Genomic DNA, 16,243 nt, shown 5'->3' on the forward strand with positions numbered 1-16,243 from the left:
CATGTCCTGGCTGATCCTGGTGGTCTCCGCGCTCTTCGAGGCGGTCTGGGCGACCGCGCTCTCACGGCTCACCTCCTGGACCGACTTCGGTGCTATCGCTCTGCTCGTCGGCGGTATGACCGTCTCGCTCGCCGGGCTCGCCTGGGCGATGCGCGAGATCCCGGTGGGGACCGCGTATGCCGTGTGGGTCGGGATCGGGGCGGCCACCACCGCAGGTTATGCCTGGCACAGTGGGGCGCAACCGTTCAGCATCGTCCAGGCTTTCCTCATCCTGGGCATCGTCGCCTGCGTGATCGGGCTGCGCCTCACCCAGTGAGTGGGAGCCCGATCATGCAGACGGCTGGTCAGCCGCGCAGTGCGTCGATCACCGCATTGAGGGTGGCCGAGGGACGCATCACGGCATTCGTCTTGGCCTCGTCGGGGTGGTAGTAGCCGCCAAGGTCGACGGGGGAGCCCTGCGCGTCGAGCAGTTCCTGGGAGATCTGGGACTCCTTCTGCGCCAGTTCTTCTGCGACAGGGGCAAAACGCTGGGCCAATTCCGGGTCCTGCGTCTGCTGCGCCAGCTCCTGGGCCCAGTAGAGCGCCAGATAGAAGTGACTGCCGCGATTGTCGATCTGACCGAGCTTGCGGGCTGGGGAGCGGTCCTGCGAAAGCACCCGCTCGGTCGCCCGGTCCAGGGCGTCACCCAGGACGGCGGCCTTGGCGTTGTCGTCGGTGGTCGCCAGGTGGCGCAGCGACTCAGCGATCGCCAGGAACTCACCCAGGCTGTCCCACCGCAGGTAGTTCTCCGACTGCAGCTGCTTGACGTGCTTGGGCGCCGAGCCGCCGGCACCGGTCTCGAACAGGCCGCCACCGTTCATCAACGGGACCACCGAGAGCATCTTGGCGCTGGTGCCCAGCTCGAGGATCGGGAAGAGGTCGGTGTTGTAGTCGCGCAGGACGTTGCCGGTCACCGAGATGGTGTCCAGGCCCTTGCGGATGCGTTCCACCGACACCCTCGCGGCGTCGATGGGGGACATGATCTGCAGGTCCAGTCCGTCGGTGTCGTGATCCTTGAGGTAGGTCGTGACCTTGGCGATGAGGTTGGCGTCGTGGGCGCGGTGCTCGTCGAGCCAGAAGATGGCAGGGTCTGCGGTGGCGCGGGCGCGGGTCACTGCCAGCTTGACCCAGTCGCGGACGGGCTTGTCCTGGGTCTGGCAGGCGCGCCAGATGTCACCCGCCTTCACCTCGTGGGACATGAGCACGGTTCCGGAGGAGTCGACGACCTCGACGGTGCCGTCTGCCCCGATCTCAAACGTCTTGTCGTGGGAGCCGTACTCCTCCGCCTTCTTGGCCATCAGCCCCACGTTGGGCACGGAGCCCATCGTGGTCGGGTCGTAGGCGCCGTGCGCCTTGCAGTCGTCGATGACAGCCTGGTAGATGCCAGCGTAGGCAGAGTCTGGGATCACCGCTAGCGTGTCGGACTCCTCGCCCTGGGGGCCCCAGAGCTTGCCGCCGTTGCGGATCATCGCCGGCATGGATGCGTCGACGATGACGTCGCTGGGGACGTGCAGGTTGGTGATGCCCTTGTCCGAGTCGACCATCGACAGGCGGGGCTGCGCGGACAGTCGGGCCGCGATGGCGCTGCGAATCTGCCCAGCGTCCTCACCGACCGCGTCGAGCCCATCGAGGATCCTGCCGAGGCCGTCGTTGGCCGAGAGGCCCGCAGCGGCGAGCTCGTCGCCATACCGCTGGAAGACCGCGGCGAAGAAAGTCTCGACGGCGTGACCGAAGATGATGGGGTCGGAGACCTTCATCATGGTGGCCTTCAAGTGCAGGCTGTAGAGGACGTTCTCGGCTGCGGCCGCGTCGATCTGCTCGGTGAGGAAGTCGCGCAGTGCCGCGACGTCCATGAAGGTCGCGTCCACGACCTCGCCCTCCAGCACCGCCAGACCGTCCTTGAGCACCGTGGTGGTGCCGTCGGCGGCGACGAGCCGGATGCTCAAGGTGTCATCCTGCTCAAGGATGACCGACTGCTCGTTGGTAGCGAAGTCGTGGGCACCCATCGTGGCCACGCGGGTGCGGCTGTCCGGGGACCAGGCGGCCATCGAGTGTGGGCGGCTCTTGGCGTAGTTCTTCACCGCAGCGGGGGCTCGACGGTCGGAGTTGCCCTCCCGCAGGACCGGGTTCACGGCCGAGCCTTTGACCTTGTCGTAGCGGTCTCGAACGTCATGCTCCTCATCGGTGGCCGGCGCCTCGGGGTAGTCAGGGAGGGCGTAGCCCTGTGCCTGGAGCTCGGCGATCGCGGCCTTCAGCTGGGGGACCGAGGCCGAGATGTTCGGCAGCTTGATGATGTTGGCCTCAGGCGAGGTCGCCAGCGTTCCCAGCTCAGTGAGTGCGTCGTCGACCCGCTGCTCCGGGGTGAGGTGGTCGGGGAAGAGGGTCAGGATGCGGTTGGCCAGCGAGATGTCCCGGGTCGCCACCTCTATCCCGGCGGCGCCAGCGAAGGCCTCCAGGATCGGCTTGAGCGAGTAGGTGGCGAACAGCGGAGCCTCGTCGGTACGGGTATAGATGATCGTAGACATCCGGGGCAGAACTCCTGTGTCGCTGGGGTGGGTAGACAGCCCCACGCTACTCGACGGAGGTTAGGATGATCCCGACGGATCCTTTGCGCGACCTGCGCAGACGATTGGCTGCTGGGAGGCATGATGGCGACGCACGCTGGTCCGATCGTGGTGGGGGCCGATGGCGGCCTCACCGACAGTTCCGCGGTCCGCTGGGCCGCTGTGCTTGCCCAACGCACCGGTCTGCCCCTGATCGTGGTCCACGCGAGCGAGCCAGAAGCGCTCGCTGCCCGGGCAGCAGTGGCTGGCGCCACCGACATCACCCTCTTGCTGGAGGCGGAGGAAGAAGGCAACCAGCAGTTGTCCGAGCAGGTCGACGCGATGGGTAACAACCTGGGCATCGACGTCACCTATGTCACCAGGCGAGGGTCTGCGGGCAAGGCGCTCCTGGAGTATCAGCACGAAGCCTCCGTCATCGTCGTCGGCACCGGACGCAAGGGCTTGATCTCCGAATTCGTCCTGGGGACGACCTCGCTCGCGGTCGCTGCGCATGCCCACTGCCCCGTCGCGGTGATCAACCCGGAGGTCAAGGTCGAGGCCCTGACCCACCACCGCATCGGGGTGGGGATCGACGGCAGCCGTGACAGTCAGGCGGCGGCCACGGCCGCCCTGCAGTTCGCCGAGACCGTCGACGCCGGCGTCGTCGCGGTCAGCACGTGGTACATCGAAACTGTCGACGGCTATCTGGTCACCGAGCCGGACAGCCCCGAGTGGCATCAGCTCCAGGAGAGCAAGCGCTCGACCCTGGAGCGTGCGCTCGCGCCTGCTCGAGAGGCCCACCCGCAGGTTCCGGTAGAGCTTGAGGTCCGCCGCGGGCCGGTGATCGGCACGCTGCTAGAGATGTCCAAGGACTGGGACCTAGTGGTCGTGGGCAGTCGGGGGCTCGGTGGGATTCAGGGCCGTCTGCTCGGCTCGGTCAGCCAGCGGCTGATGCGGGCCGCGAGCGTGCCCGTCCTGGTCTGCACGTTGCCGAAAGATGTCGCCGTCGACGCCTAGCGGCAGGGTCACCGATCCTTAGTCGCGGTCGGCGAGCGCCTCGGCCGCCTGCTCGGCGATCTTCAGGCCGGCGCCTTCGTAAAGGTGGATGATGACGTCGGCCCCCATCTGCTGGTACTCCCGCGCGTCGTCGTCGTACTGCGCCACGACGGCGACCACACCCACGTAGTTGCTTTTGCTGAGCTCGGCGAGCGCCAACCGGTTGGCGCCATGGAAGGGCATGGCCAGGACGACGATATCGACCTGTCCCGTCGACTCCAGACGTGCCCAGAAGTCATCGTCCGCGGCGTCCGCCTCGACGATGTCCATCCCTTCTGCGCGCAGGTCCGCGACCCGAGAGGGCAGGTTCTCCACGCCGAGCACCGGGAGCCCGTAGACCCCTGACAGCTCGACGTAGGCGGCCTTGCCGATCCGTCCCATCCCCATGACGATGGCTCGTGCCGTGCCGAAAGAAAACGGCTTCTCGTGCTCGTGGACGTCGTCCGACGGATGCATCCGCATCCTGCGTCGCGCCCACGCCAGGATCGCGTCGGAGTTGATGTTGACGACGGCGGCGACGACGAAGCTGCCGGCGACCGCGACCGACATCACTACGAGCCAGTCTTCCTCGAGCAGCGACGCCGAGACGGCGACGGCTGCGACGATGAGACCGAACTCAGAGAAGTTGCCGAGGATCAGGCCGGCCTTGACCGAGGTCCGCCGTCGCAGCTTGTGGCGGTCCAGCAGCCAGATGTAGATGATGACCTGCACCGGCAGGAGCAGCAGCAACGTCAGGCCGAGCATGACGGCATCCAGAGTCGGCCATCCTCCGAAGCCGATCGAGATGAAGAAGCCGACGAGCAGCAGATCCTTGAGCAGGAACAACTGGTGGCTCAGCTCACTGGCAGCCTTGTCGCCGGCGAGGATCATGCCCATGACGAGTGCGCCCAGGTCGCCCTCCAGCCCAACTGCCTCGAACGCCGCATACCCGGGTCCGAGCGCGAGAGCCAGGCCGAAGAGGCCCTGCATCTCTCCGTGGGGGACGTGGTCCCACAGTCGTCGGCTCACCCAGCCGAGCGGTGCCAGCGCCGCCAGCAGCGGGACCGCCCAGAGGCTGGGCACTTGTCCGCCAGCCGCGCTCATGAAGATGACGGCGGCGAGGTCCTGCATGACCAGGATGCCAATGGCGGTCCGGCCGTAGAAGGACTGCAGCTCGGCGTGCTCCTCGAGCACCTTGATCACGAACACCGTTGAGGAGAACGACAGCGCGAAGCCGATCAGAGCCAGAGAGCCAAGCCCGAGCCCCGCGACGAGGGGGTAGCCGATCAGCGCGAGCACCCACAGGAAACCGGTCCCGACGGCGACGGACAGCGCGAGGTGGCCGGCGGTGGTGACCCAGACTTCGCGCGCGAGCAGGCTGCGGACGTCCAGCTTCAGTCCGATGCCGAAGAGCAGGAGCGCGACACCGAGGTCGGCGATGGAGTCGAGGAAGGGGAGCTCTTGGACCCCGAACCCGTTGAGCACGAAACCGATGGCGAGGAAGCCGAGCAGTGCCGGCAGCCGCATCAGGGACATGACAAGGCCGGCCGCGAAGGTGGCCGCGAGGAAGAAGGCCACGTCGCTCATCATCGGAAGGGGTCTCCTCTCGATCGCGGCGTAGGTGCTGGTGGGTTGATCCTCCCACCTCCGCGCCTCAGTCGGACCGGGCGATCCTGGCGAATCTGCGGATCAATGATTCCCAGCTGCGGTGCAGCTCGTGCCGCCGGTGCTCAAGCTCGGCGATGACCTTGGCTTCATGCTCGGGATCAGGACCTGGTTGCCAACGGGCGACGATGTCTGCATCGACCTCGGGGTGGAACTGCACACCCCAGGCCCGAGGGCCGAAGCGCGCGGCCTGGACGGTCCCGTCCGGGGATTGCGCCAGGCGTACCGCCCGCGGTGGCAGGGTGGTTACGACGTCGTTGTTCCAGTGCAGCACGGTGGCGTGACGGGGGAGCGCGGACAGAAGGGTGTCGCTCCGTGCGGCCTGGTCCGGACCGAAAGGGGCCAGTGCTTGGAACGGGCCGTGGCTGTTGCGTTCCACCTGCCCACCGAGGGCGACCGCAGCCAGCTGGTGGCCTAGGCACACCCCCAGGAACGGCCAGCCCCCAGCGACCGTGATCGCGATCAGTGCCTTGGTCGGGACCAGCCAACGGTGCTGAGCGTCGTCGTTGGCACCCATGCTGCCACCGAGCACGATCAGGGCGATGTGGTCGCCGAGTGAGGCGGGCAGGGCCCGTCCACGGTGGGCCTGGAGCACGTCGCAATCGATCCCGGCACGATGCAGCCAAGGCTCGATCATTCCGACCGGGCAGTCGTCCTCGTGCTGGACCACGAGCACGCGCGGTCGGGTTGGCATAGGGGCAGAGTACCCAGGACCACGCCCGGCGCACCTGTCGGGAGGTCCGAGGACCCTCAGCCCGTCGCGTCGGTGACTCCCTTGGCGCCGAGTGCGGCGTCGTCGCTGCCCGACTGGACCAGTGTCTGGTCGGTGACGTCCTGGGCGACGACCTCGCGCGGCTTCAGCTCGCCGCTGGCAATCTGCTCTGCCCAGTGGCAGGCGACCCGATGCGTGGCTGGAGTGCCCTCGACCTGGAGGAGTCGCAGCTCGGGGCGCTCGGTGTCGCAGCGCGTCTCCTGCCGCCATGGGCAGCGGGTGTGGAAACGGCACCCGGACGGCGGGTTGGCGGGGGAGGGCAGGTCTCCGGGCAGCAGGATCTGCTCCCGCGTGTCCTCGATGATGGGGTCAGGGACGGGCACTGCCGACAGCAGTGCTCGCGTGTAAGGGTGCAACGGCTGCGCGTAGAGGTCGTCGGCGGCGGCCTCCTCGACGAGGGCGCCGAGATACATGACCCCAATCCGGTCGCTGATGTGGCGCACGACGGCGAGGTCGTGCGCAATGACCAAGTATGTGAGCCCGAACTCGTTCTGCAGGTCCTCAAGCAGGTTGATGACCTGTGCCTGAACCGAGACGTCGAGGGCGCTGACCGGCTCGTCGGCGACGATCAGCTGCGGATCGACGGAGAGGGCGCGCGCGATCCCTACGCGCTGTCGCTGACCGCCGGAGAACTCGTGCGGATACTTGGTCAACGCGTTCTTGGGCAGGCCGACAGCGTGGAGAAGCTCCACCAGTCGGGTGTGGGCGGCCTTGGCGTCCTTGGCGAGCCCGTGCGCCCGCATCCCCTCCAGGAGGAGCTGCTCGACGGTCTGGCGGGGGTCGAGGCTGCCGAGGGGGTCCTGGAAGACCATCTGCATGTGGCGGCGCTGGGTGCGCAGCTTCTCACCCTTGAGGGAGGCCAGGTCGAGGCCGCCAAAATGCACCTCGCCCTCGGTGACGTCCTCGAGCTGGAGCAGGGCGCGACCAAAAGTCGACTTGCCGCAGCCGGACTCGCCGACCAGGCCATAGGTCTCTCCCCGGTTGATCTGCAAGCTCATGCCGTCCACGGCATAGACATAGCCGACCGTCCGGTCGAAAATCACGCCCTTCTTGATCGGGAAGTGCACCTTCAGGTCCACGACGTCGACGAGGACCTCGCTCTCGCGCTGGCCGGGCGGCTCTGCGGCGGGGGTCGGCTGAGTGACGGTACTCATACCTCAGGCCTCCTCGGTGGTGTCAATATGGCTGTCGTCTCGGTTGCGGCCGCTGCTGTCGTTGAGCGGGTTGGACTCCAGCGGGTGGTGGCAGCGCAGCAAGCGGTCTGGGCCGAGCTCGAGACGGTCGGTGACCAGCTCCGGAGGCTGCTCGAAGCACACGTCGGTGGCCGAGGCGCAGCGTGGCGCGAAGGCGCACCCCTGCGCCCAGTCGATGTTGTCGGCGACCGAGCCGGGCACCGGCGTGAGGCGCCGGCCGCGTTCCTCGGTCAGCCTCGGGATGGAGGACAGCAGCCCGCCGGTGTAGGGGTGTCGCGGGGTGGCGAAGAGGTCGTGCCGCTGCGCGCGCTCGACGACCTTCCCGGCATACAGCACGTTCACCTCGTCACACAGCCCGGCGATCACGCCGAGATCATGGGTGATCATGACCAACGCGGTGCCCGAGTCCTGGACGAGCTCGCGCAGCAATGCCAGGATCTGGGCCTGGATGGTCACGTCCAGCGCGGTCGTCGGCTCGTCGGCGATGAGCAGCCTCGGCTCGCAGGCCAGCGCCATCGCGATCAACGCGCGCTGCCGCATCCCGCCGGAGAGCTGGTGGGCATACTCGCGCAGCCGACGTTGTGGGTCGGGGATGCCGACCTTGTTGAGCAACTCGACCGACCTCTCCATGGCTGGTCCACGCTTCATTCCCTTGTGCCGTTCGAGCACCTCTGCCACCTGGATGCCTAGCGGCACCACGGGGTTGAGGGAGGACAGCGGGTCCTGGAAGATCATCGCGACATCGCTGCCGCGGCGGTCCCGCATCTGGGTGTCGCTGAGCGTGAGCAGATCCTGGCCGTCGAAGGTCACGCTTCCGGTCACGGTGTTGCCGCGGGAGGGCAGCAGCCGCATGATCGCCAGCGAGGTGACCGACTTGCCGCAGCCGGACTCGCCGACCAGGCCGACCGTCTGACCGGGGGCCACGTCGAAGTTGACGTGGTCGACGGCGGTGAAAGCCTTGTCGCCCCGCCCGAAGGTGACGGTGAGATCCTGGACGGACAGCAGGGGGGCGGTGCGCCCGACAGTGGCAGTCCCGCTCGTGCTGCGCTGGCCGGTCGAGTCCTGCGGGTATGACGTGGTGCTGGGTTGCTCGGTCATCCTTGCCTCCTCAGCGACGTGACTTGGGATCGAGGGCCTCGCGCAGCGACTCGCCCATCAAGGTGAAGCCGAGCGCGACGATGATGATGCAGATCGCGGGGTACACCGCGACTTCGGGATGGGTGTTGAAGTAGACCTGAGCGCGTCCCAGCATCTGGCCCCATTCGGGCAGGGTGTCGTCGGGGTTGCCCAACCCGAGGAAGGACAGCGCTGCAGCGTCGATGATCGCGACCGCCAGGACGAGCGTGGCCTGGACGATGACTGGCCCCAGGGAGTTGGGCAGCATGTGCCGGAAGACGATGGCTGGTCGGCGGACGCCGAGCGCCCGCGCGGCGAGCACATGGTCGCTGTGGCGTTGGGCCATCATCGACCCGCGCAGCAGCCGGGCGAAGATCGGGATCTGGATGATGCCGATAGCGGCGATCACCGTCCACTGGCTCGGCTTGGAAAACATCGCGGCGATCGAGAAGGCCATCAGCAGCGACGGGATCGAGAGCAGGACGTCCACGATGCGCATGACACCGGCGTCCACCCAACCGCCGATACCGCCGGCCAGAGTCCCGAGGAAGAGGCCACCGCTCAGGCCCAGCAAGGTCGCGACCACACCGACGATGAGCGTCTGCCGGGAGCCGGCGATGAGGCGCGACAACATGTCGCGTCCAGCGTCGTCGGCGCCCAGGGGAAAGCCGGGCTGCGGTCCCGGGATCGGGTTGCTGGGGCTGCGCTGGTCGATGAGGAGGCGCGCAGCCGGGTCGTGCGGCGTGATCCACTGGGAGGTGAGCGCCACCACGACGAAAACGGCCACGATGGCGAGGCCGATCAGAAACACAGGGTCGCGGCGCAACCGTTGCCAGGCGCTGCGCCAGAGGCTGATGCCCTCCTCGGAGGACAGGGATCCAGCCTGCGCGAGCTCGTCGATCCGGCGCTTCTTGCGGTCGCCCAGGGCGCCCACCGTGGCCAGTGATCCCTGCGATGGACCGGAGGTCGGTTGCGACATAGGTGACTCCTCAGGTCCGGACACGGGGGTCGATGACGGCGTAGGCGATGTCGACCAATAGGTTGACGAAGATGTAGATGAGCGCGGCCATCATGATCAGCACCTGGAGGACCGGGTAGTCGCGCAGGGTGAACCCGATGGCGAGGGCCTCACCGATGCCCTGGAAGGCGAAGACCTTCTCGGTCAGGATGGCGCCTGCGAGCAGGGCTCCTGTCTGCAGGCCGATGATCGTCACGACCGGGATGAGAGCGTTGCGCATGATGTGCCGGGTGCGCACCACTCGGGTGGTGAGCCCCTTGGAGCGGGCGGTCCGCACGTAATCTTCGTCGAGGACCTCTATGACGGCTGCGCGGGTGATCCGGAAGATGATCGCGAACGGGATCGACGACAGCGCGAGCGCCGGCAGGATGAGGTGCTTGAAGGCGTCCCACGCAGCATCCCACTCCCTGGTGATGATGCCGTCCACAACGTAGAACCCGGTGATATGGGTCGCGTCGATCCCGACGCTCGACCGTCCTGACGGCGGCAGAATGTGGTATTTCACCGCGAAGTAGTACTTCAGGACGTAGGCCAGGAAGAAGACCGGGACGGCAACTCCGACCAGGGAGAAGATCACGCTGCCGGTGTCCAAGAATCCTCCGGCGCGACGCGCTGCGACATATCCCAGAGGGACCGCGACGAAGACTGCCAGCATGAGGGCCAGCGCGCTCAGCTCCAGCGTCGCCGGAAAACGCTCCAGGAAAACGGAGAAGGCGTCGTGGCCGCGGTAGACGCCGTTGGAGACGCCAAAGTCGCCGGTCGCCGCGCGCTTGAGGAACTTCCAGTACTGGACATAGAGCGGCTGATCCAGTCCCATCGCCTTGGCCAGTCGGGCCGCAGACTCAGGGGTCGCGCGTTCGCCCAGGAGGGCGCCGATGGCGCCGCCGGGAAGCGAGCGCAACCACGCAAACAGCAGCAGGCTGAGCACAAAAAGTGCCAGCACCGCCTGGAAGAGGCGGCGGACGATGAATCTCAGCACTGAGTCCTCCGGTGGGCGAGCAAGGGAATCTGGCGTGATTCCCGGACGGCTGGTGACAGGGTATGTCGTCGGCGCGGGGGATGGATGACACCGCGCTCATGAGTCGGCGGGCCGGACCGCTCGGTCCGACCCGCCGACTCATGGTGCGTGCTGGCCTGCAGGGTCAAGTGACCCGACCGTCCAGCACGCCATCAATCACTCCGTGAGCGTGATGGTCGAGAAGTCCTCGGCCGTCAGCGGGCTGGGGACCAGCCCCTTCACGTTGCCGCCGACCACGATGGCGGGCGGGCTGTGTGACAGCGGCAGACCGGGCAGCCACTCCTCGCTCATGATCTTGGCGTTGAGGTCCTCGTACAGCGCGATGCGCTTGGCCTCGTCCGGCTCGGCGTCCGCAGCCGTGATCGCCTTCTGCATCTCGTCGTTCCAGTCGTAGGCGACGGTGCCGAACTGGTTGGTGTCGCCGCAGAAGAAGGCGCAGAGGAAGTTGTCCGCCGAGTTGAGGTCACCGGTCCAACCCAGGAAGTAGGCAGGAGCCTTGGACGTGGTGGCGTCGGCGATGTAGCCGCCGTTCCACGGCTTGGTGATCGCGTTGACCGTGATGCCGGCCGCTTCCCAGTCCGCCTTCACCGCGTCGAAGATGCGCTGCGGGTCCGGCATGTAGGGGCGAGTGACTTCGGTCGGGTACCAGAGGTCGATCTTCAGGTCGGACTTGCCGGCCTCCTCCAGCAGCGCCTTCGTCTTCTCGACGTCGTAGTCGTAGGCAGCGATGTCGGCGTTCCAGCCGCTCACGGTGTCCGGCATGAACTGCGTCGCCACCGACGCACCCTTGGGCAGCTGGGTCTTGACCAACTGGTCGCGGTTGATGGCGTGGTAGAGGGCCGCGCGGACGAGCGGGTCCTCGAGCTGGGGGTCGGCGACCGGGTTCAACGCCAGGTAGAGGATGTTGAACGGATCGCGGATCAGCACCTGCTGACCGGCGTCGGTGAGAGCCTGCCAGTCGATCGGGTTGGGCAGGTCATAGCCGTTGATGGTGCCTGCCTCCAGCTCCTGACGGCGGGCGTTCTCGTCCGGGATGATCTTGAAGACCAGGGTGGCAACGCCAGCCTTGTCACCCCAGAAGTCGTCGTTGCGGTTCAACGTCACGGTGCCGCCAGCGTTGTCATAGGAATCGAAGACGAACGGGCCGGTGCCGGTCGGGTGCTCGCTGGCGTACTCGGGGTAGACGAACGCCTCGCCGTCGAGCTTGATGTCGTTGGCCTTGTACTTATCCATCGCGGTCGGCGACTGGATGCCGTAGGAAGCCTGGGACAGCACCATCGGGAACTTACCCGTGGTGCGCGTGACCTTGACCTGGGCGTTCAGCGCTTCGGTCGCGGTGCACGACTCGAAGAGCGTGTCGTCGCCGAAGCCGAAGTCGTTGCCGTAGTAGTACGCCGCTGCCTCGCTCTGGCCAGCCTCGTTCTGGTCGGCCCAACGGTCGAAGTTGGCGCAGACCGCCTCCGCGTCGAGGTCGGTCCCATCGTGGAACTTGACACCCTCCTGGAGCTTGAAGTCCCAGGTCAGGCCGTCCTCGCTCGGGGTCCACTCGGTGGCGAGCTCTGGGACGGCCTCCGTGCCGCCCGCCTCGATCCCGATCAGGTTCTGGAAGACCTGGCGGCTGATGCGGAAGGTTTCACCATCGCTGGCGTAGAAGGGGTCGAAGGTCGCGGGAGCACCTGCCGCGCCGAAGACGAAGGTGGCATCGCTGGCGCCGTCACCAGCGGCGCCCGCGTCTTGGGATCCGGTGGCCTTGTCGCCACTGTCGCCGTCGCTGGGAGTCTCACGGTCCGATTGAGCACAGGACGTGAGGAGCAGGGCCAGCGCGGCGGTACTCGCCAACGCTGCGACCGAGCGGTTCTTCATCGTGCCTCCTACTAGGGTCTTCCGGACACGACAGTGACCGGTTCTTGCCGACCTCACCACATCAGTGGGTCCTTTGGGAAGGATGTGCGGCCATTCGTAACGTGACCGTGACCTGTGTCGGGCCCTTGCCTCTTGCTCTGATCATTGGCTTCACCACTACCCGACGGGATTAGATGAGGGTATGGAGAGCACGTCGCGCGTCATCGTCGCGGCCGTCGCGATCGTCGACGACCTGGACCGGCCGAGCCGGTTCCTCGCCGCACGTCGCACCGAGCCGCCGGCGCTCGCCGGCTGCTGGGAATTTCCCGGCGGCAAGGCAGAGGTGGGGGAGACCTCCAGGGAGGCCGCCGTGCGCGAGGTCCGCGAGGAGCTAGGTATGTCGGTGCGACTGGGTGCTCGAATCGGTGGGGACTGGCCGCTCGGCGACACCCATACCCTCCATCTCTACTGGGCGGTGGCGTTGCCGGGGGAGCCAGCGCCACGGCCCCTGGAGGACCATGACGACCTGCGGTGGCTGACCGGCTCAGACGTCGACGACATCCCCTGGTTGGCCAACGACCTCCCGATGGTCGCCCACCTCGCCAGGCTGCTCCATACCCCTGGATGAGCCGTCCGTGCACGGAGCAGCCTGGAAATGCTGCGAGAATATGACCTATGCCCTTCACTGACACCGGCTCTGGCGTGCGCGCAGACATCCGTAACGTCGCGATCGTCGCCCACGTCGATCACGGCAAGACCACCCTGGTGGACGCCATGCTCACCCAGGGCGGCGCGTTCGCCGCGATGCGCGGCGAGCATGAGGTCCGGGTCATGGATTCCGGTGACCTGGAGCGCGAGAAGGGGATCACGATCCTCGCCAAGAACACCGCCATCCGCTACACGGGGGCGGCGGCACCCCAGGGCGGGATGACGATCAACATCATCGACACGCCAGGTCACGCAGACTTCGGTGGCGAGGTCGAGCGGGGGTTGTCGATGGTTGACGGAGTCGTCCTGCTCGTGGATGCGAGCGAGGGACCCCTGCCGCAGACTCGTTTCGTGCTGCGCAAGGCCCTGGCCGCACAGCTGCCCGTCGTCCTGTGCATCAACAAGGTGGACCGCCCTGACAGCCGCATCGCCGAGGTCGTCGACGAGGTCTATGCCCTCTTCATGGACCTGCTCGACGACACTGACCCGGCGACCGTGGAGCGGGCCCTCGATTTTCCCGTGGTCTACGCCTCCGCCAAGGCCGGCCGCGCCTCGCTGACTGCGCCTGCCAACGGTCAGATGCCTGACAGCCCAGACCTGGAGCCGCTGTTCGCGACCATCCTGGAGACGGTCCCAGCGCCGACCTACACGCCGGGTGCACCGCTGCAGGCGCACGTGACCAACCTCGACTCCAGCCAGTTCTTGGGTCGTCTGGCGCTGTGCCGGGTGCATGAAGGCGTGATCCGCAAGGGCCAGCAGGTGGCCTGGTGCCACCACGACGGCAGCATCGACAAGGTGAAGATCACCGAGTTGCTGCTGACGGATGGACTGGACCGTTTGCCCGCAGACGAGGCAGGCCCCGGGGACATCATCGCGATCGCTGGCATCCCGGAGATCACCATCGGCGAGACCCTCGCGGACGTCGACAACCCGGTGCCGCTGCCCCTGATCACCGTCGATGAGCCGGCGATCTCGATGACGATCGGCACCAACACCAGCCCACTGGCCGGCCGGCTCAAGGGCACCAAGGTCACCGCTCGATTGGTCAAGGACCGTCTCGACAAGGAGCTTGTGGGCAACGTTTCACTGCGGATCCTGCCGACCGAGCGCCCGGACACGTGGGAGGTGCAGGGTCGCGGAGAGCTGGCGCTGGCGATCCTGGTGGAGCAGATGCGCCGCGAGGGCTATGAGCTGACGGTCGGCAAGCCGCAGGTCGTCACGAGGGAGATCGACGGCAAGCTGCACGAGCCGGTTGAGCGACTGACCATCGACAGCCCCGAAGAGCACCTCGGCACGATCACCCAGCTCATGGCCGCGCGCAAGGGGCGCATGGAGCAGATGACCAACCACGGCAGCGGTTGGGTCCGGATGGAGTATGTCGTTCCTGCCCGCGGGCTGATCGGCTTCCGGACCGAGTTCCTCACCGAGACCCGTGGCACCGGCATCGCCAACCACGTCTTCGAGGGCTACGCCCCGTGGTTCGGGGAGATCCGCACGCGCCAGTCTGGCTCTCTGGTCTCGGACCGCGCGGGCGTCGCGACGACCTACGCGATGTTCAACCTCCAGGAGCGCGGGACCATGTTCCTGCCGCCCACCACGGAGGTCTACGAGGGCATGGTCGTCGGGGAGAACTCCCGAGTCGAGGACATGGACGTCAACATCACCAAGGAACGCAAGCTGACCAACGTCCGGGCTGCGAGCGCGGACGTCCTGGAGCGGCTTATCCCGCCGCGCGTCCTGTCCCTGGAGCAGTCGCTGGAGTTCTGCCGCGAAGACGAGTGCGTAGAGGTGACCCCCGAGGCGGTCCGCGTCCGCAAGGTCGTCCTCGACGGCAACCTCCGGGCCCGGTCGGCGGCGAAGGCCCGGAACCACCCATGACAGGGTCGTCGGAGGTCGGGAGCGCTGCTCGGCGTGACCTGCGCGACGGCATCCCCGCCGACCTTCGACGACCGCTGCGCCTGCTCGCCGTGCACGCGCACCCCGACGACGAGACGCTCGCTACCGGGCTGACCCTGGCCCACCATGCTTCTGCCGGCGACGAGGTGCACGTGCTTACCTGCACCCTCGGTGAGGAGGGTGAGGTCATCACGCCGGAGCTCTCCGGCCTGGAGGGGACTGAGGAGCTGGGCCCGCACCGCGCTCTCGAGGTTGCGCGCGCGACCTCGATCCTGGGAGTGACCCACCACTGGCTCGGCGGTGACCCGCCACGCTGGCGCGACTCGGGAATGGCGGGGTCGGCGGCGGCGGCGCACCCGCGCGCCTTCGTCAACGCCGACGTCCAGCAGGCGGCCCAGATGATGGCTGAGCAGATCCGGGCGCTCCGCCCCGACGTCGTGGTGACCTACGACCCCGAGGGCGGCTACGGGCATCCCGACCATATCCACACGCACCGCGTGACAATGGCGGCCGTGGGCTTGCTGTCGGCCCCGGAGCGGCCCGTGACCTATGTGGTGCTCATCCCGCGCGCGTGGGCCGAGCAGGACCGCGCCTGGCTCGCCGAGCACGTGCCGTCGGGGACCCGCAGCCCGGCCGGGGGAGTGGCCCGAGTACCGGCCCCGGAGGAGCCCTACGCCGTCGGTGTCGTGGACGATGACAAGGTGACCCATGCCGTGCAGGACCCCGCTGCGGCCGTGATCCAGGCGAGCGCCCTGCGAGAGCATGGCACGCAGGTGACGGTGCACGAGGGGTGGTACACGCTGAGCAACGATGTTGCGGCCAGGATCTCCGGCCGCGAAGGGTTCGCGAGGTGGGAGACGGGGCAATGGTGAGCGAGGAGTCAGTGCCACCACCCGTCGAGCCCACCCAGCCGGTCGACTCGGCGCGCTTCCGGCAGGCCATGGGCAGGTTCGCCTCCGGAGTCAGCGTCGTGACGTCTTCTCACCGGGGACACGACGTGGCGCTGACCGTCGACGCCCTCGCCAGTGTCTCCCTGGACCCGGTGCTGCTCCTGGTATGCCTCCACGCGGAGGCGCGGGTGCTCGAGGGGATCGAGGAGGGCGCACCGTTCGGGATCAGTGTGCTGCAGGCCCACCACCGTGGGCTTGCCACCTGGCTCGGGGAGCCCGGTCGTCCGCTGCACGAGCAACTCACCCGCATCCCGCACAACCGCGGGCGGGCCACCGGCGTAGCCCTGATCGATGGAGCGTCGGCCACCTTCGAGTGCCGTACCTTCGCCGTCCATCCGGCCGGCGACCACTCGATCGTGGTCGGTGAGGTCGTCGGTCTGCAGGCGCGTCCAACCGACGAGCCCGCCCTGGTCCACTACCGTGGGGCGCTGGGAGAGTTGCGCTGAGG

Annotated in this window: 14 protein-coding genes; 6 read left to right on the forward strand and 8 right to left on the reverse strand. The window is 67.5% G+C overall.

Annotated elements, in window-relative coordinates:
* The first annotated feature begins 1 nt into the window (after position 1).
* A complete protein-coding gene (locus Q4P07_RS02895) occupies positions 2-316 on the forward strand; it encodes a multidrug efflux SMR transporter (protein WP_303373388.1) in 315 nt (104 codons plus the stop codon).
* 28 nt (positions 317-344) lie between these two features.
* On the opposite strand, the gene Q4P07_RS02900 is transcribed toward Q4P07_RS02895, so the two are convergent.
* Complete coding sequence (locus tag Q4P07_RS02900; RefSeq protein ID WP_303373389.1) at positions 345-2,564, reverse strand: NADP-dependent isocitrate dehydrogenase; 2,220 nt, start codon at positions 2,562-2,564, stop codon at positions 345-347.
* A 123-nt stretch (positions 2,565-2,687) separates the two neighbouring features.
* Between Q4P07_RS02900 and Q4P07_RS02905 the strand changes: the two genes are divergently transcribed.
* Positions 2,688-3,599 carry a universal stress protein gene (locus Q4P07_RS02905; RefSeq protein ID WP_303373390.1) on the forward strand — a complete coding sequence of 304 codons (912 nt, stop codon included), beginning with the start codon at positions 2,688-2,690 and terminating at the stop codon, positions 3,597-3,599.
* 18 nt (positions 3,600-3,617) lie between these two features.
* Here the strand turns inward: Q4P07_RS02905 and Q4P07_RS02910 are convergent, their stop codons facing one another.
* The 7 genes from Q4P07_RS02910 to Q4P07_RS02940 all read right to left on the reverse strand — a co-directional run bounded on the left by Q4P07_RS02910 (position 3,618) and on the right by Q4P07_RS02940 (position 12,262).
* Positions 3,618-5,204, reverse strand: a complete 1,587-nt coding sequence (locus tag Q4P07_RS02910; RefSeq protein ID WP_303373391.1) for a cation:proton antiporter — start codon at positions 5,202-5,204, stop codon at positions 3,618-3,620.
* Positions 5,205-5,271: 67 nt separating this feature from the next.
* Entirely contained in the window at positions 5,272-5,976 is a 705-nt protein-coding gene (locus Q4P07_RS02915; RefSeq protein ID WP_303373392.1) for a type 1 glutamine amidotransferase, read from the reverse strand.
* Between the two features lie 56 nt (positions 5,977-6,032).
* The gene (locus tag Q4P07_RS02920; RefSeq protein ID WP_303373393.1) at positions 6,033-7,208 is read right to left on the reverse strand and encodes an ABC transporter ATP-binding protein; all 1,176 of its coding nucleotides are present in this window, start codon (positions 7,206-7,208) and stop codon (positions 6,033-6,035) included.
* 3 nt (positions 7,209-7,211) lie between these two features.
* Positions 7,212-8,345 (reverse strand): ABC transporter ATP-binding protein, encoded by a 1,134-nt coding sequence (locus tag Q4P07_RS02925; RefSeq protein ID WP_303373394.1) that lies wholly within the window; start codon positions 8,343-8,345, stop codon positions 7,212-7,214.
* Between the two features lie 10 nt (positions 8,346-8,355).
* Positions 8,356-9,342, reverse strand: coding sequence for an ABC transporter permease (locus tag Q4P07_RS02930; RefSeq protein ID WP_303373395.1), 987 nt, complete (start codon positions 9,340-9,342; stop codon positions 8,356-8,358).
* A 10-nt stretch (positions 9,343-9,352) separates the two neighbouring features.
* Positions 9,353-10,360, reverse strand: a complete 1,008-nt coding sequence (locus Q4P07_RS02935) for an ABC transporter permease (protein ID WP_303373396.1) — start codon at positions 10,358-10,360, stop codon at positions 9,353-9,355.
* A gap of 195 nt (positions 10,361-10,555) precedes the next feature.
* Positions 10,556-12,262 carry an ABC transporter substrate-binding protein gene (locus Q4P07_RS02940; protein WP_303373397.1) on the reverse strand — a complete coding sequence of 569 codons (1,707 nt, stop codon included), beginning with the start codon at positions 12,260-12,262 and terminating at the stop codon, positions 10,556-10,558.
* A 181-nt stretch (positions 12,263-12,443) separates the two neighbouring features.
* Between Q4P07_RS02940 and Q4P07_RS02945 the strand changes: the two genes are divergently transcribed.
* The 4 genes from Q4P07_RS02945 to Q4P07_RS02960 are packed head-to-tail and all read left to right on the forward strand — an operon-like array spanning position 12,444 to position 16,241.
* Entirely contained in the window at positions 12,444-12,869 is a 426-nt protein-coding gene (locus tag Q4P07_RS02945; protein WP_303373398.1) for a (deoxy)nucleoside triphosphate pyrophosphohydrolase, read from the forward strand.
* A 47-nt stretch (positions 12,870-12,916) separates the two neighbouring features.
* Positions 12,917-14,827 carry a translational GTPase TypA gene (gene typA, locus Q4P07_RS02950; RefSeq protein WP_303373399.1) on the forward strand — a complete coding sequence of 637 codons (1,911 nt, stop codon included), beginning with the start codon at positions 12,917-12,919 and terminating at the stop codon, positions 14,825-14,827.
* Entirely contained in the window at positions 14,824-15,717 is an 894-nt protein-coding gene (gene mshB / locus Q4P07_RS02955) for an N-acetyl-1-D-myo-inositol-2-amino-2-deoxy-alpha-D-glucopyranoside deacetylase (RefSeq protein ID WP_303373400.1), read from the forward strand. Before typA ends, mshB begins: the two co-directional genes overlap by 4 nt.
* Positions 15,714-16,241, forward strand: a complete 528-nt coding sequence (locus Q4P07_RS02960; protein WP_303373401.1) for a flavin reductase family protein — start codon at positions 15,714-15,716, stop codon at positions 16,239-16,241. Before mshB ends, Q4P07_RS02960 begins: the two co-directional genes overlap by 4 nt.
* Positions 16,242-16,243: the final 2 nt, after the last annotated feature.

The sequence above is a fragment of the Ornithinimicrobium sp. genome, from assembly GCF_030537745.1.
GTDB lineage: Bacteria > Actinomycetota > Actinomycetes > Actinomycetales > Dermatophilaceae > Ornithinicoccus.

What these genes read in the sequence shown, in the direction of transcription:
- Q4P07_RS02945 (WP_303373398.1), top strand. Translation starts at nt 12,444, where the DNA reads ATGGAGAGCACGTCGCGCGTCATCGTCGCGGCCGTCGCGATCGTCGAC.
- Q4P07_RS02920 (WP_303373393.1), bottom strand. Translation starts at nt 7,208, where the DNA reads ATGAGTACCGTCACTCAGCCGACCCCCGCCGCAGAGCCGCCCGGCCAG.
- Q4P07_RS02895 (WP_303373388.1), top strand. Translation starts at nt 2, where the DNA reads ATGTCCTGGCTGATCCTGGTGGTCTCCGCGCTCTTCGAGGCGGTCTGG.
- Q4P07_RS02930 (WP_303373395.1), bottom strand. Translation starts at nt 9,342, where the DNA reads ATGTCGCAACCGACCTCCGGTCCATCGCAGGGATCACTGGCCACGGTG.
- Q4P07_RS02905 (WP_303373390.1), top strand. Translation starts at nt 2,688, where the DNA reads ATGGCGACGCACGCTGGTCCGATCGTGGTGGGGGCCGATGGCGGCCTC.
- Q4P07_RS02915 (WP_303373392.1), bottom strand. Translation starts at nt 5,976, where the DNA reads ATGCCAACCCGACCGCGCGTGCTCGTGGTCCAGCACGAGGACGACTGC.
- typA (WP_303373399.1), top strand. Translation starts at nt 12,917, where the DNA reads ATGCCCTTCACTGACACCGGCTCTGGCGTGCGCGCAGACATCCGTAAC.
- Q4P07_RS02925 (WP_303373394.1), bottom strand. Translation starts at nt 8,345, where the DNA reads ATGACCGAGCAACCCAGCACCACGTCATACCCGCAGGACTCGACCGGC.
- Q4P07_RS02940 (WP_303373397.1), bottom strand. Translation starts at nt 12,262, where the DNA reads ATGAAGAACCGCTCGGTCGCAGCGTTGGCGAGTACCGCCGCGCTGGCC.
- Q4P07_RS02900 (WP_303373389.1), bottom strand. Translation starts at nt 2,564, where the DNA reads ATGTCTACGATCATCTATACCCGTACCGACGAGGCTCCGCTGTTCGCC.
- mshB (WP_303373400.1), top strand. Translation starts at nt 14,824, where the DNA reads ATGACAGGGTCGTCGGAGGTCGGGAGCGCTGCTCGGCGTGACCTGCGC.
- Q4P07_RS02910 (WP_303373391.1), bottom strand. Translation starts at nt 5,204, where the DNA reads ATGAGCGACGTGGCCTTCTTCCTCGCGGCCACCTTCGCGGCCGGCCTT.